Origin of the sequence: Streptomyces sp. NBC_00483 (genome assembly GCF_036013745.1) — a bacterium.
Taxonomy (GTDB): domain Bacteria; phylum Actinomycetota; class Actinomycetes; order Streptomycetales; family Streptomycetaceae; genus Streptomyces.
Window position 1 is genome coordinate 7,961,733 of sequence record NZ_CP107880.1, and the last position, 13,905, is coordinate 7,975,637.

At 68.2% G+C, this 13,905-nt stretch carries 13 protein-coding genes; 4 read left to right on the top strand and 9 right to left on the bottom strand.

Annotated elements, in window-relative coordinates:
- Positions 1 to 55: 55 nt before the first annotated feature.
- The 7 genes from OHA73_RS35490 to OHA73_RS35520 all read right to left on the bottom strand — a co-directional run bounded on the left by OHA73_RS35490 (position 56) and on the right by OHA73_RS35520 (position 7,911).
- Positions 56 to 1,069, bottom strand: a complete 1,014-nt coding sequence (locus OHA73_RS35490) for a thiopeptide-type bacteriocin biosynthesis protein (RefSeq protein WP_327657151.1) — start codon at positions 1,067 to 1,069, stop codon at positions 56 to 58.
- Positions 1,042 to 2,259 carry a lanthionine synthetase C family protein gene (locus OHA73_RS35495; RefSeq protein WP_327657152.1) on the bottom strand — a complete coding sequence of 406 codons (1,218 nt, stop codon included), beginning with the start codon at positions 2,257 to 2,259 and terminating at the stop codon, positions 1,042 to 1,044. Before OHA73_RS35495 ends, OHA73_RS35490 begins: the two co-directional genes overlap by 28 nt.
- Entirely contained in the window at positions 2,256 to 5,285 is a 3,030-nt protein-coding gene (locus OHA73_RS35500) for a lantibiotic dehydratase (protein WP_327657153.1), read from the bottom strand. Before OHA73_RS35500 ends, OHA73_RS35495 begins: the two co-directional genes overlap by 4 nt.
- A 103-nt stretch (positions 5,286 to 5,388) precedes the next feature.
- On the bottom strand, positions 5,389 to 5,586 hold the full coding sequence (locus OHA73_RS35505) for an FxLD family lanthipeptide (protein WP_267071405.1): 198 nt from the start codon (positions 5,584 to 5,586) through the stop codon (positions 5,389 to 5,391).
- 55 nt (positions 5,587 to 5,641) lie between these two features.
- The gene (gene fxlM, locus OHA73_RS35510) at positions 5,642 to 6,865 is read right to left on the bottom strand and encodes a methyltransferase, FxLD system (RefSeq protein WP_327657154.1); all 1,224 of its coding nucleotides are present in this window, start codon (positions 6,863 to 6,865) and stop codon (positions 5,642 to 5,644) included.
- Between the two features lie 231 nt (positions 6,866 to 7,096).
- Positions 7,097 to 7,486 (bottom strand): hypothetical protein, encoded by a 390-nt coding sequence (locus tag OHA73_RS35515; protein WP_327657155.1) that lies wholly within the window; start codon positions 7,484 to 7,486, stop codon positions 7,097 to 7,099.
- Positions 7,486 to 7,911 (bottom strand): ATP-binding protein, encoded by a 426-nt coding sequence (locus tag OHA73_RS35520; RefSeq protein ID WP_327657156.1) that lies wholly within the window; start codon positions 7,909 to 7,911, stop codon positions 7,486 to 7,488. Before OHA73_RS35520 ends, OHA73_RS35515 begins: the two co-directional genes overlap by 1 nt.
- 218 nt (positions 7,912 to 8,129) lie before the next feature.
- Here OHA73_RS35520 and OHA73_RS35525 point away from each other — a divergent pair, with 218 nt between their 5' ends.
- The 3 genes from OHA73_RS35525 (at position 8,130) to OHA73_RS35535 (ending at position 11,019) form a co-directional block, all read left to right on the top strand.
- Positions 8,130 to 8,909, top strand: coding sequence for an aminotransferase class IV family protein (locus OHA73_RS35525; protein WP_327657157.1), 780 nt, complete (start codon positions 8,130 to 8,132; stop codon positions 8,907 to 8,909).
- A 293-nt stretch (positions 8,910 to 9,202) separates the two neighbouring features.
- Positions 9,203 to 10,483 (top strand): XRE family transcriptional regulator, encoded by a 1,281-nt coding sequence (locus tag OHA73_RS35530; RefSeq protein WP_327657158.1) that lies wholly within the window; start codon positions 9,203 to 9,205, stop codon positions 10,481 to 10,483.
- Positions 10,480 to 11,019 (top strand): GNAT family N-acetyltransferase, encoded by a 540-nt coding sequence (locus OHA73_RS35535; protein WP_327657159.1) that lies wholly within the window; start codon positions 10,480 to 10,482, stop codon positions 11,017 to 11,019. Before OHA73_RS35530 ends, OHA73_RS35535 begins: the two co-directional genes overlap by 4 nt.
- Positions 11,020 to 11,571: 552 nt before the next feature.
- Here the strand turns inward: OHA73_RS35535 and OHA73_RS35540 are convergent.
- A complete protein-coding gene (locus tag OHA73_RS35540; RefSeq protein WP_327657160.1) occupies positions 11,572 to 11,697 on the bottom strand; it encodes a VOC family protein in 126 nt (41 codons plus the stop codon).
- Positions 11,698 to 11,751: 54 nt separating this feature from the next.
- Here OHA73_RS35540 and OHA73_RS35545 point away from each other — a divergent pair, with 54 nt between their 5' ends.
- Positions 11,752 to 12,396: a TetR/AcrR family transcriptional regulator gene (locus OHA73_RS35545; protein ID WP_327657161.1), complete on the top strand. Its 645-nt coding sequence runs from the start codon at positions 11,752 to 11,754 to the stop codon at positions 12,394 to 12,396.
- 237 nt (positions 12,397 to 12,633) lie between these two features.
- Here the strand turns inward: OHA73_RS35545 and OHA73_RS35550 are convergent, their stop codons facing one another.
- Positions 12,634 to 13,866: an NAD(P)/FAD-dependent oxidoreductase gene (locus OHA73_RS35550; protein ID WP_327657162.1), complete on the bottom strand. Its 1,233-nt coding sequence runs from the start codon at positions 13,864 to 13,866 to the stop codon at positions 12,634 to 12,636.
- Positions 13,867 to 13,905 lie beyond the last annotated feature (39 nt).

Here is a 13,905-nt window from a genome sequence, read left to right on the forward strand (position 1 = left end):
GAATCGCCGGTTCCCTTTCCCTGCCGACGGTCTGTCATGGCAATTTCCCAACAACCTATATCGACTGTGGCGGGTCGAAGACAGCGGTGCGAGCGGCGAGGGCCAAGGCACTTTGAACTCCGTCGGATAGGCCCAGACGGTTCCAGTGGAAGATCACGTTATACGCGAGCGTTCTGCGAATGCTGCGCTCCAAGGTGTTGCAGGCATGTGCCGTCTGGAGGGCGCGACCCGCGGCTTCGAACGCGGCCGCCCAATCCGCGATTGGGTGGAGGGGCTTCCCCGGACCGAAGAGGGGGCCGTCGCTGGAGAGGCCGCTGAGGAGTAGTGGTCGCACCGTTTCGGCGAGCGCGGTGACCTGGTCCGAAAGGTCCGCGACGTTGCGGTACTCCTCGTTGATGACGAGGTCCCAGACGTCGCCCTGCTCGCCCCACTCCAACCCCGCGGCACTCATCATGACTGTGGGCAAGAGGACGGAGAGCTCGCGGCGGCCGAGCGGTAGTTCGGGGAGCGTGGATAGGGAGAGAACGTGGCGGCTGTCGGCGGCGAAGAGTAGATGGGCGTTCATCATGCCGATGGGGCCACCGAATGCGGCGGTCTCCGGCTCGTATGTGCCTGAGTGCCAACCGCGCAGATGTCCTGCGCTGGTCAAGTCATCGAGTCTCGCGCCGAGTTCGTCACGAGTGTGATTCTCGGCGCTGGTTTGCATGCGCAGCCGCCAGTACGGGTGTTTGCGGATGAACCACCACCGGGAGCATGTTCCTCCGTTCTCCGTGTCGAGTAGCAGCGGCACGAGGTGTTCAGCGGCGGTGTGGTCGGCGTCGTGCCAGTTGGGGAACTCTACGTACACCTGGAGCCAGTTGGGGTGGTACTGATGGCGGAAGGTGGCGTCCGTCCCGGCGGCCACGAAGGTGTCCACCGCGTCGGAGAGGCTTACGGGGTGCATGTTGATCCGGCGGGCGACGTCGTCCGTTGGCTGGCCGGCGAGCACCTCCAGGACGGCCTTGGCGACCTCGCCGGTGATGCGGGGGTAGGTGGTGGGGATCAGTCGATGAGGAGGCATGCGTCCCATCCGGTGGTCAGCGCCGTGGCGGTGCTGAGGGTGGTGAGGGCGAGGGCACACCCCGCGTCGCCTTCGAGAAACCCAGTGCCAGCCTGCGTGCCTGGGCGGGCGCTGGCTAGCAGGAGCTTCCCGAGAGCGGGCAGGAGCCGGTGGAGGCGTGGGGTCAGACTGTCGTGCGCGGCCCGGAACGTGGTCTGGTAGAGGCCCGCCGAGCCGTGGCACAGGCTTGTGTCGGTGATCGTGTCGAGCTGGACGGGATCGCTGAGGCAGTGGAACAGGGCGTCTTCGTAGGCGGATTGCAATGCGCTGTCGTGCAGGGCGATCCCGGCCAGTTGACCGGCGCGGGCGATGCTGGGGGTGCCGTAGCACCAGCTGGGTCGGCCGGGGCCGCGCTGATGGGGGCGGCCTGCCTCGACGTCGGCGAGCGTGATGTGTTCGGGCCACCATGGGCCCGCCTCGTTGTCCTGCCGCCAGGTGTCGAGGTGGTCGCAGATGGTGCGGATGGCCTGTTCGTGCCCGGGTACCGCGTGCCCTCGGCGTAGTGCCTGGGCGAGTAGCAGGAGAGGTCCTGTGATGCCGTGGGCCGCACCGAAGTTGCCGTGGCCGCCGGGCAGCGCGTGCTCGCGCCACGGGTCGTGGTCGACCCACCAGCCGGGGGTGTGTTCGTCGAGCGGCTTGGTCAGCGCGACGAGGTAGTCGAGAACGCGCTCCATGGCGTTGCTCTTCGGGTCGGTGCGCAGGAGGTAGGCGCCGATCCCGGTGAGGCCGATGAAGGTGTCGTACTCGGCGAATGTGGCCGGTCGGCGTCGGGCGATGCGTGCGGCGGCGGTATCGGCTCGTCGATGGGTCAGGGCGAGGACGTGACAGTGCAGCGTGTCACGGGCCCCTTGGTAAAGGGGTGTTCTGTCCTGCGGGACGTTTTGGAGGGCGAACGCGACGGCGGTCGCGCCGAGGTACAAGCCGGTGGTGTCCTCGGCGCTGAGGTCGTCAGCTGTGGCCTGTTGAAGCCACTGGTGTGCGTTCCCCCACCTGGCCAGGCCCCGGGCGGCGTACTCGCTGTGGAACAGTGCGGTCCCGGCCGCTCCCGACGCGAGAGACTGCCCAGCCCAACGCGAGTCGATGGCCGGTGCTGAAGGCTGTTCGAGATGACCCGCGAACTCCGCAAGCACATCATGGACGCGGGCGAGCGGGGCACTCACCGCACGGCCTCCAGAGGCAGGTAGCGAAGCGCCACGGTGCGGGCCAGGTGCAGCACGGCCTCTTCCTCCGTCGGGTCTGCGCCGAGTGCGCGGACGTGGTGTTGGTGCAGGAGTGTCCGCAGGATCGAGCCGGGGGCGCGCCCCTCGTCCAGGAGAGCGTGTCGGTAGGCGGCGATGGCTTTGGCGCGCGTCTCCCAGGCCTCGGTGAGTCGTTCGCTGTCGGGGAGCGGATGTCCGTCGTAGAGCCGGATTGCTTGGCGGCGCAGTTCGCGGTCGGGTCGGCCGTGGGCGGGGGCGTGGTCGATGAGCCAGGCGAGGCCTGCTTCTCGGAATCCGTGCAGGCGGGTGGCGAGGTCGACCAGGCTGACCGTGGTGAGCATCGTGAGGTCGACGTCGTGCTGGTCGGCGTACCGGATCTGTTCGATGGCCAGGTGGGAGTCGGTGGCGAAGAGTTGGTGCACGGACTCGGTGGCGGCCGGCGAGGACCCGTAGCGCCCGTGGTGCGGCTGGTACGTCTCCAGAGTGAGGCGGGAGAGAAGGCCGGTGTCGTGCAGCTCGTTCGCCCACTTGTTCACCGTGAGTGCTGTCGCTGCCCAGCCGTCGGGGGACGTGGGAAGCATCAGATCCAGGAACTGGCCGTCTTCGGGCCTGGTCAGGTCACGATGCCGTGTGAACCATCCCGCATGCGCATGGTGGTCGAGCCGGTCCCAGAGTAGGGGAAGCCAGGTCGTGAGGATCTCATCGAACCGGCGGGGGTGTCCGTACAGGTTGGCGCGCAGTATGTCGCCCGCGCCGGGGAGTTGGAGCCGGGCAGGGCCCGCCAAGTGTGCGGGCGGCATCGGGTCCGTGGGCGGTGCCGGTGTCTCACGGTGAAAGGCGACCACTATCTCGTGGGCGCGCCCGATCCAGCCGTATGCGTCGATGCCCGGGCTTTCACGGAGCTCCAGTTCGCCCAGCTTGTTGAGGGCAGAGCGCAGTAGACACCGGTGGGCGGTCTGATCGAGGCACAGGGAGAGGCGTTGGTCGTACTCGCTCATGGACACCCTGTCGGGAACGCGCAGCGCTCGGCGCCACTGGGCGAACCGATCGTCCCACTGCTCCTGCGTGGCGCCGTGTCCTGGCAGTTCGCTGCTGGCCAGGCGCCAGCGAGCAGGGCTGAGGATCGTACGGCCATAGCGCACCCGGGGCAGATACGGCAGATGGGCCGCTGCCCCGAAGTCGAACTCGCCGTAGGCGGCGCGGCGAGCGCCGCCGATCTCGGCGAGGAAGCGCGCCAGGGGCGGCGTCTGAATGCCGGCCTCCAGGGCGTGCGGCACTCGGACGTCGACAGGACGGCCGGTAGGGCGGTGCACGAGGAACAGATGTCGTGCGCTCGCGGTCACCACGAGATCTTCTAGGCGGATCGTCGCGCCTGTGTCGGGTGGGTGCTCGCCGAGCGGGATCACGCGGGGGAGGAGTTGCCCGGTTCGGGCGACGTTCTCGTTGCGGCGGCGTCGGGGCCCGAACGACAGCTGGGCCGTGATGGCGTGTGGGCGCGTCGTGAACGAGTCGGCGATCTGCTCCTGCACATCAGCCGGCAGCGTGTGGATCGAGCGGCCCAACATGCTGCTGGCGGGCCGGGGGACACCCACGACTGCGAGGCGGAAATCACCGTCGGCCAAGGCCCGAGACGAAGGGGCGTGGACCTCGATGGCCAGTTCACTGCGGTCGCTGTAGGCCTTGTCATCAGTTGCTGCGGCTTGGGCGAGTTCGGTGACCTTGGAGTCGTCCAGTACGAGTTCGGTGTGGCCGTCCAGCTCGGCACGCTGAAGCAGACGCAGCAGCAGCCGGTCCCGGTCGGTGACTTTGGCCGGCGCCTTGCGCCGCTCGGACCCGATGTACTGCGCGGGCCAGCCCAGTCCGCTGTCTTTGACCAGGTCGAGTACGGGTACTGCGGCGCCGGGCCCGTATCGCTCGCGAAAGCGCCAGTGCCAGTCTCGCCAGTGGTCATGGCCGTGGGGCAGCGGACTGACCTGGTGCAGCACGGCAACGGCCTTCTTGGCCTCCGTGATGACGTCGCCGGGTATCTGCACGTCACAGTCCAGGGCGGTGTCAACGACCAAGGGCAGCGGAGAGACGTCGGAATGTTGGTGCATGCGGTGGGTGAGTGTGCCCAGGTCTGTGTCGGCGGCCGAGGCGGTGTGACCAACGAGCGCGCCACGTAGCTCGTCCAAGTCCGTTGCCTGGTCTGTGAGGTTGGATCCTGCGAGTTCTCGGCACACGTGGTCGAGCGGATCGTGAACGGTCATCGGTGGGCCCAGGTTGGTGATCAGCAGGTTGTGCGCGACGAGGTCACGCAGTAGCGCGTCGAGCTTTCCTCCTGCTCCGGACGGGAACATCGCGGCCAGGTGCTGTCGCAGAGCGCGGTATGTGATCGGCGTGGCTGCCGCCTGCAGGGCGGCTTCCACGGGGCGCGTCAGGCGCAGGGACATTTCCTCGGGCGCCATGAGCCGGTCGTGGCCGTCCGCGGGTACGCCGGGTGCTGCGAGGCGCTTCCCGCGTGGGTGTGCGCCGTTGTTGGCGACCAGGGACAACTTCTCCAGGACGGCCGGATTCTCCTCCAGCGTCCGGACGACGTGGCTGATCCACTCTCCGTCGGCGCGCAAGAAGACGGAGTGGGCGTCGCCCCATCGCACGATGGGCCTCGAGCCGACCGTCACGGGTGCCGTCCCGGCGAACAGAGCGAAGGGCGTGGGGCGGTGCTGCCACCGCAGCAGGTAGGAGGTGACGGAGAGGGCGGCGCGGCGGATCTGCCGGGGCCGGACCTGAGCGCCCTGGACCATGGAGTCGATGGTGCAGGTGAGCACAGGGCTGGCGGCGAACAACGCGTTGCGCACGTCCTGGTGAGCGAAGAGCTGAGCGAGCCACCGTCGTGTGCTGGCCGGGTCGTCCAGGTCGAAGGCCTGGGCAGGGGCGGCGAGGGTGGGTGCGGTGGTGGAGCGGAGCACTGCGGCCCCTGTCCACTGGTAGGTGACGTCGAAGGTCATGGTTCCTTCCTGTCGCTCACAGGGGGAGGGGCACGAGCGGACGCGGGGGCGCCGAGGAATTGCGGCGCCCCCGCTGGGCAAGCCGGTTTTGTTGTCGACTACGTCACTCGGGGTCGCGGAGCAGGGAGTTGCACGAGCTGGCGCCGTTCGTGCAGGTGTTGCCGCAGCCGTCGCTGGTGGTGCACATCAGCCGGCCGATCGGGTGGGTGGCAAGGACGACCTGCACGTTCAAGGGCGCGAAGTCGTCCTCCTCCTCGACCAGCGAGGGCATCGGCTTGGCGAGTACGGCCGTGGTGCTCATGTTGATCACTCTCTTCCGTGAGTGGAGTCGTGCAGAACGACCTGGCGGCGCGGAGTCAGGCCGCGGGCCAGGAGAGGGAGATCCGGCTGTGCGTCTTGTCGATGACCCGGTCGCCGGCGATCTGGTCATCGGTGGCGTCTGCCGGATAGACCCGGATGATCGGGTCGGGACCGCCGCGACGGAGGGTGGCCCAGTCACGCAGACTCGCGGTGAGTTCGTCGGCGAGTTGCTGTGCATGTTGGCCAAGTGCGTGGACGCCGTATTCGACGTCCGAGTCCCCGGCCGGGCGGACGACGAGGTAGGCGAAGGAGTCGTCGGAGACGGCGGCGAGTGAGAAGCGGGGGTTGGTGGGAGCTACGACGCCAGTGCTCTTCTCTTCGTCGAGGCTCATGGTGCAGAAGCCGGGCATCGTGATCGCGAGGTGCATCTGGAGCGTGGCGATCGGCTCGCTGCGGCCGATCGTCACTCCCGTCCAGGTCTCGATACGTGGTGTGGTTACGGCGTTGTCGAGTTGTCCCGGTTCGATCGGCAGTCCGTCGTCGAAGCGCAGGGCGACCTCCTCGGTACCGGCCACGAGCAGGAGCTGCTCCTGGTGCTCGGTGGCACCCTGCATCGGGACGAAGCCACAGAGCTTGGCCGACTCGGACTCCAGGTGACCGTCGTTCAGAACGAAGGACACCGAGCGGGTCAGGCCCCGCATGCGCAGCGGGACGACGAGTCGGCCCTTCGGGTTGAGTTGGTGTGTCCAGGCCGGCGGGATGTCCCAAGCTCCGACGGTGACGAGGATGACGTCGGCGATGCCTAGGCCCGGGATGGGCTCGGCCGCATCCGCGGTGACCACACGCACCCGGTCGTATCCGTTCTCGGAGAGGAGACGTTCGGCACGCGCGGTGACGTCCGGATCGATGTCGACGGTAGTTACCGACCCCTCAGGGCCGACGAGTTCGGCGAGGTAGGCCGCATTCATGCCGCCCGAGCCGATCTCCAGGACGGTCATTCCCGGCTTGACCTGAGCCTGCTCCAGCATGAAGTCCTGAACCTGCGGGGCGGACACGCTGCTGGTCTGCACGCCGTGTTCGGACGTCTTGGTGACCACGGCGCTCCACGGGTCGTAGACCTCGGCCAGCGGGGTGCCGGCCGGGGTGAAGCGTTCTCGCGGCACCTTGCGCATTACGGCCTCGACCTCGGGTGACGTGATCCAGCCCTCGTCACGCAACTGGTCGATCATCTTGTTGCGCTGGCGGGTGGCTTCGCCGGTGTCGCTCGTCGCGTCTGTCATGGGAGGAAGCAGTCCTTCGTCAGTGGAACGTGTGAGTGGGGGCGTCGTGGCCTCTGGGAGGCCCGGCGCGTATTCGGAACGCCGCACCAGGTAAACGGCTGCGGCCGGTCTGGGCGTCTTGTCGGGTGGCAGCGAACTGGCCTGCGGGGCGGGCGACCGCAGAGCGGGTGCCGTACGGCGGCCTCCCGGGGCTTGGCTGCCAGCGCCGAGAATTGGACGAGTGAGTGCGCATCACGTGTCATCTCCCATCTCGTCGAGGAGCGCGCTGATCGCGACGGCGAAGCGCCTGACGTACGACAGGGCATGCTCGAGTGCAGGTTGCTCGTCATGAAGAGTTCGCAGGCCCGCGATCTGAGCGGTGGGGCAGAACACCGTCCGGTACGGAGCAATGTGGATCAGCTGGCGGCCTGCACTGCGCAAGGTGTTGGAGATCTGGAGCAACTGGTCCGGAGTGAAGTCCGTGGCTGCGTCCAGGACTTCGTTGAGGGCGTCGTAGATCGCATCGCTGATGACCTCGTCCGCGAGCGAACGGGCGAGTGCGTTGATGATCCGGTGTAAATCCGGCTCGCGGGGCGGCAGTGGAGGGCGGCTCGGCCAGCAGGTCCTGGAGGCGGAGGGCATCACGATTCCCCTTCGAGGAGGATCGTGCACCAGGTCGTTGTGCCGCCGTCGCTGGTACCCCAGCGGTCGGTCAGGAGAGCGACGAGGTAGAGGCCGCGCCCGGACTCTTCGTCGTCAGCGGGCGTGTGCAGAACAGCTGGTCGCGGGTTGCCGTCCGTGACCTCGATACGCAGTTCGGTCTCCGACAGCCGGACGCGTAGAGCCGTCTCTCGGCCGCCGTGTTCGATGGCGTTGGTGACCAGTTCGGAGACGATGAGGACGGCGTTCTCGGCGACTGACTCGGGGACATCCCACAGACGCAGAGTGGCAGTAGCGATCCGTCGGCAACGGCCGACGAAGACAGGCTCAGGTGCGAACGCCAGCTCAATGGCACGGTGGGCGTACGGGGGAGTGGTCACGGGGGCGATGGCTGTTGCAGCGATCATTGGCTGCCTCCCCGGCTGGTATGGCAAGAGAGGCTGCGGCATCTGCTGACGCTGCGCCGCGTCGTGTACCCCGCCACGCTGATCACTGTGTGCGTTGGCGCGACGGCCGGCGAACACCATGCGGCGAGGACTCGGACATGACGCTCAGGATGCGGCACCTCATCAGACGCCATGTGCTGGGTGCGGCACTGACACCCCTTGCTGACATGCTGGGTGTCATGGTGACTCTCGATGGAAAGCCCGTGTCTGTAACGGACTTGCTTCCTCTGGCCCTGACGAACGTCGGTCACTTCACGTCCATGCGCGTCGACACCGACGGCATCCGCGGCCTGAGCCTGCACATGGAGCGCCTGGCTCGGGACTGCAAGGTCGTGTGGGATGCCGAGTTGGACACGGGCCGCGTCCTCAACTACGTCCGCCAGGTCCTTGAGGGCGAGGCGCGTCCCTGCACCATCCGTGTCACCATCTACGACCCCAAGGTCGACCTGGGGCACCCCCTGGCCGCTCAGGAGCCGCACATCCTGGTGACGGTGCGCGGTGCCGGCACGTCGCCCCCGGAGCCACTGTGCGCCAAGAGTGTCGTCTACGAGCGCGACTTGCCCGAGGTCAAGCATGTCGGCCTCTTCGGTGCCCTGTACGCGCGAGGCGCCGCGCAGCGTACGGACTTCGACGACGCTCTGTTCGTCGGGCGGGACGGGCGAGTCTCCGAGGGCGGTACCTGGAACGTCGGATTCGTCGATCACCAGGGCGCCGTGGTGTGGCCGCAGGCGCCTGTACTGCCAGGCGTGACCATGGCGCTGCTGCAGCGGCACACCGAGCACCGCATTGACGTCGTGACGCTCAATCAGGCGACGGGCATGGCAGCGGCGTTCGCGACGAACACGTCGATCGGCGTACGGCCTTTGGTGGCGATCGACGACACCACATTCCCTGTCGACCACCCGGTGCTGCGTCACCTGCAGCTCACGTACCGGGCGATCCCCGGCGAGAGCCTGTAGCAGCCGGCGATGACGAGAAGCGGCTTCGGGTCCTGCTTCGCCGTGCGGGCGTGAGCTGCGCACCATGGCGACGTTGGCGGGTCGGCCATGGGAGGAGTTCATGTGGGGGCTCCTGCTCGTCGAGGTGCTGCGCGGACGGCGGCGAGGTCGCGTCCTGCGCCTTACCTCATAGCCAACTAGGCGACGCGCAGCTTGAGTTAGGGGATGCGGCACGGCATTCTGGTGCGCCCCCTAGGGGCTTTTGACTCCCCGTTTACCTGACGGTGCGTACGCGACGGAGCTACGGTGCGGTCATGGACGCCACGCGCAACATCGTCCTTGAGGCGTGGATGGACGAGCACGGCTTCAGCTCCAACAGCCTTGCCAACGCGGTGAATCTGGCCCTGGAACGCCTCACCGGGCGGCTTGGAAAGTGTGACGGACGCCAGGTCAGGGACTGGCGGTCCGGGCGAGTCAGGTGGCCCAACACCGCTACGCGTAAGGCTCTGGAGGACGTGACGGGCCGGCACGCGATGGAACTAGGGTTCATGCCACGGGGTCGGCCTTCGTCCACGGTGACCCCACGGCAGGAGGACGAGGACCCCATGCACCGTCGCACCCTGGTCGCCGGCACGCTCTCGGCGGCCGTGGCCGCCGCCGCGCCAGGCCCCAGCTCTACCCGCAGGATCGGCATGAGCGACGTCGAGAGCCTGCAGGAGAAGTTCTCGGCTGTGATCGCCAGTGACCACAACCGAGGCGGGCAACGCGACATCGAACAGCGCGCGGCGCGTCTGGCCGACGAGGCCCTGAACCTCCAGAACTCCGGCTCGGCCACCCAGCGCGTGCGCTCGACCCTCTACGCCGCTGCCGCGTCGTTCCGTTCCTCGGCGATGTGGGCGGCGATTGACGGTCGACGCTTCCAGGACGCGATTGCGCACATGCGTGAGGCGCAGACGCTCGCGGAGCTGTCGGGGGATCAGGCGATCAAGTTCCGTATCTGGTCGCACGCGGGCAGCCTGTACCGGCACCTGGGCCGACCTGCCGACGCACGCGCCGCCAACGACGTCGCGCGCAGCCTCCACATCACCCGCCGTGACCCAATGTTCGCCTCGCTGGGCATAGCCCGGCAGATGGCCATTCAGGGGGTGGCCCACGAACACGGAAATCTGCGCCGTACATTCGCCCAGGCCCAAGAAGCCATGGCGCGCGCATCCGAGGACCGCCGTCCTGTCTGGCTCACGGCCTTCTATGACGATGCAGAGCTGCACTCGCTCGCGCTGAGCGCCTACCTCGCTGCCGGAGACTGGCCCACGGCCGAGTTCCATGCGCACCGCTGCCTGGCTGCCCTTCGACCGCACATGCGCCGGTCCCGCGCCATCGCAACGAGCCGCCTGGCACACGCCCAACTCGCCCAGGGTGATGTCGACGCTGCTACGCACACCGCGATGAGCGTGCCGGCCGAAGCCGCTACCCAACACGCCCGGGTTTCCCGCATGCTTCAAGAGTTCAGTGCTGCCTTGCGTGCCACCGCGCCGGGCAGTGCCAGCGCCGACAACTGGACAGAGCACACCGCTGCATGGAGGCCTTCAGCATGACTTCGGCACCCGCCATCGAACTCCGTACGTTCACCGATCTGGACGCCGCACGTGGCGACCTGCTCGACGTGTACGCAGAGGTACGTGCCCCGCTGTTGCACCTGCCGAACTATGCGGTCACGTCCTTCGGGGAACGTCTGGACCGCCACGGCTCCGAGCCGGGCTTCAAGGCCGTGCTGGCCTACGAGGACGCGCAGCCTGTGGGCTACGCCTACGGCAACCAGATCGAAGACGGAGACCGCTATTGGCAGCGCACTAGCCCGCCTCCCAGCGAGAAGTACACGGCTCAGGCCGCGATCGCGCTGAAGGAGATCGGCGTTAGTCCGGGATGGCGCGGGACGGGGGTAGCACGCCGCATCCACGATGCGCTCCTCGCCGGCCGGGACGAGCCGTACGTCACGCTCATGGTCAACGAGGCGGCGGGGGACGGGAAGGTGCATGCCCTGTACCGGGCGTGGGGGTACGAGGACATCGGCCACAGCCAGCCTTCACCAGCATCACCGAGGCTCACGGTCATGATCCGTCCCACCCGATAGGCGAGGCGCAACGCCCCTGGCGGTCAGACGCACGGTGATCTACACGTCGACGTGCGCGTCGCACGGGCCCAAGTCGTCACGTCGCTCCCCATGCCGGTAACTGAGCGTTTCAGCTGGCCCGTGTGCGTCGTCGAGCTGCTCACTCTGGGTCTGGATCAGCACGGCCGGCTGGCCGGGCGACGTCGGCGCGCGCGGTCTGTACGGCGCACCATGCACTGGCTTTGTCGAGGTCGAGCTCGGAGGCGCTCTGCATGAACGTGTGTCCCTGCGCGCGGAGTTCAGTGTCGCGGGCGACGGTGTCCATGCTGCGCTCGCGTTCATGGGCAAGCCAAGCTCGAACTCGACGCCAACCGCTACCGCGAAGCCGAGGCCGCGTTCGACGGGGCGCGTACCGGCCTCCAGGTCGAAGCAGTCAAGTTCCTCCGCGAGACCGACGAGCGCGGCGCACAGGCCGAGGCGGCGCGCATCACCGGATGGACCCGCGAACACCTGCGCAGGCTCGCCAAAAGTGGCGGGGAGTAGTGCGTGAGCGCTGAAGAGGAGACCCGACTGCTACGCCAGCGACAGCTCCAGGCGCTCTTCCACCTGTGTGGGCCCGAACGTGTCGGCGTACCAGGCTTCCTGCGCGGGAAGGTCGGCAACGGAGAGGCTGACGTGGTGAAAACGGGCAGCGGACATGACGACTCCCATGGTTAATGCCGTTTACCTGGTAAGCGATGTTAACCTATCGGCATGGCTCCTCCCGTTACCCGACGCCCCGTCGGCCACCACCATGGCGACCTCCGCAACTCCCTCCTGCGGGCGTCCTTGGAGCTGGTCGGTGAGCGAGGTCCGCACGGCTTTACCCTGGCCGAGGCGAGCCGCCGGGCCGGAGTGAGCGTCGCGGCGCCGTACAAGCACTTCGCCGACCGGGACGCGCTGCTGGCGGAACTCGCCACGCAGGGCTACCGCGAGCAGCGCAGTCGCTTCGCCGCGGCCGTGGAGGGCATCGAGGGCCCCGTCGAACAACTGGCGTCCTTCGCTGCGGCATACGTCAGATTCGCCTCCGAGGAACCTGCCCTGTTCGACGTGACCTTCAATGCGGGACTCGACAAGTCCAGGTTCACCGAACTCGCCACGGCGGGCGACAAGGTGGCCCGCCTCCTGTTGCCGGTGGCCCGACAGCTCGCCTCAGACCCGGACGCCGCGTTCGACCTGCTGCTCAGGATCGCCGCTGCCGCGCACGGCCTGGCAGTTTTCCTGCGACAGGGCCTGTTCGGTGTGGGAACCGCGGTCCTCTCGGACGCCGAGGAGAAGGCAGCCCGCTCGGCGCGGGCAATTGCGCAACAGGCGCCCCCTGGCGCGCAGCTACAGGACGAAGAAGGGCCACGTTCGTGAGACTGGCCCACCGGGACACAGAGCAAGACACAAGCTGACGTCACAGGTCAGAGCATCGCAATGGGACACGGCCAGTGAGATCCCACAGGCGTTCATACGAGGAATCCGGATGCCGGTGGGGATGACTTGGATGCCGACGGCGGCCAGGATCTTGTCGAGGAGAGCGGGCCTGGGAGCGCAGACCGCAGGTACGGTCTACCGGCGAGGCCGCGCACGCGGCCTGCGCGTCGTCACCCGCTATTTCCCGCCGACCTTTTTGAGGTCGACCGTCGGGTCGGCGAGTTCGGCGAGTCCGATCCGGGCGCCGCGCACGATGAGGCGTTTCGCGGCCCTGAGTGTTTTCCCGCCGTCGATCGCCGCGCAACCGACGAGGGCGCCGTCTCCGTCCACCCTGAATGCGACCAGCTGTCGTTCGGACTGGCGGAGCACGGTCGAGCCGGGTGCCGACATGGAGCCCACCGCCTCGACGTGTACGCCGTAGCGGTCGGTCCAGAACCAGGACGGGGGGCGCTCGGGGGTCTCCTGGCCGAGGATCGAGCATGCGGCCGCGGTGCCGCTGAGTACGGCGGCTTCCCAGTGTTCGCTGCAGCGGCGCAGGGTCCCGTCGGCCGACCGGATCCGCACGCCGTCGCCCGCCGCCCATACGCCGGGGTTCGAGGTGCGGCTGGCCGCGTCGATCTCGATTCCCGCATCCACCGCGAGCCCTGCCGAGCCCGCCAGTGAAGTGTCGGGGACGATACCGATGGCGGTCAGGACCAGGTCTGCGGCCACTCGTTCGAGACGGCCCTGACGCTCGACGTCCACGAGCAGTGCGCCCGCGTCGGCGACGATCCGTTGGGGCACGCCCCGGAGCGTCTCGACGCCGTGCGCGGCGTGCATCCCGTGCAGCTTCTCGGCCAACTCCTCGCCGACAGCGGGCACCAGCGGTATGGGCACCGGGTCCACGAGTGTCACCTGCGCGCCCGCCTTCGTCGCGGTGGAGGCGACCTCCGCGCCGATCAGCCCGGCGCCGACGATGAGCAGGCGGACGCCGGGGCGCAGGTACTCCCGCAGCGTGTCCGCGTCCGCGAGGTCCCGCAGCGACACGACGCCGGGCAGGTCGCCGCCGGGCACCGGAAGCCTTCGGGCCCGCCCACCGGTGGCGAGGACGACGGCGTCCGTCTCCAACCCGGAACCGCTCGCCAGCATGACGGAGCCGGAGCCGACGGCGATCTTCGCGGCGCTGTCCTCGATGACCTCGACGTCGTTGTCGGCGTACCACTCCGGCGGCGCGAGGTGCAGGGAAGCGGCCTCGGCCGCCCCGGATAGGTACGACTTGGAGAGCGGCGGACGGTCGTACGGCAGGCCTTGCGGGTCGACGATCCGCAGGGTGCCTTCGAATCCCCGGGAGCGCAGCTCGCGGGCGGCGGTGAACCCGGCGAGCCCGCCCCCGACGACGGTGACCGAGCGGACCGGATCGGCGGTGGACACGAAACCTCCTGGCTGGAAAGGGAGTTGGTTGCGCGGCGA

Coding starts and splice junctions, on each gene's coding strand:
- OHA73_RS35535 (WP_327657159.1), top strand. CDS start 10,480: ATGACTTCGGCACCCGCCATCGAACTCCGTACGTTCACCGATCTGGAC.
- OHA73_RS35505 (WP_267071405.1), bottom strand. CDS start 5,586: ATGAGCACCACGGCCGTACTCGCCAAGCCGATGCCCTCGCTGGTCGAG.
- OHA73_RS35540 (WP_327657160.1), bottom strand. CDS start 11,697: ATGTCCGCTGCCCGTTTTCACCACGTCAGCCTCTCCGTTGCCGACCTT.
- OHA73_RS35530 (WP_327657158.1), top strand. CDS start 9,203: ATGGACGCCACGCGCAACATCGTCCTTGAGGCGTGGATGGACGAGCAC.
- OHA73_RS35545 (WP_327657161.1), top strand. CDS start 11,752: ATGGCTCCTCCCGTTACCCGACGCCCCGTCGGCCACCACCATGGCGAC.
- fxlM (WP_327657154.1), bottom strand. CDS start 6,865: ATGACAGACGCGACGAGCGACACCGGCGAAGCCACCCGCCAGCGCAAC.
- OHA73_RS35525 (WP_327657157.1), top strand. CDS start 8,130: ATGGTGACTCTCGATGGAAAGCCCGTGTCTGTAACGGACTTGCTTCCT.
- OHA73_RS35520 (WP_327657156.1), bottom strand. CDS start 7,911: ATGATCGCTGCAACAGCCATCGCCCCCGTGACCACTCCCCCGTACGCC.
- OHA73_RS35500 (WP_327657153.1), bottom strand. CDS start 5,285: ATGACCTTCGACGTCACCTACCAGTGGACAGGGGCCGCAGTGCTCCGC.
- OHA73_RS35490 (WP_327657151.1), bottom strand. CDS start 1,069: ATGGGACGCATGCCTCCTCATCGACTGATCCCCACCACCTACCCCCGC.
- OHA73_RS35515 (WP_327657155.1), bottom strand. CDS start 7,486: ATGCCCTCCGCCTCCAGGACCTGCTGGCCGAGCCGCCCTCCACTGCCG.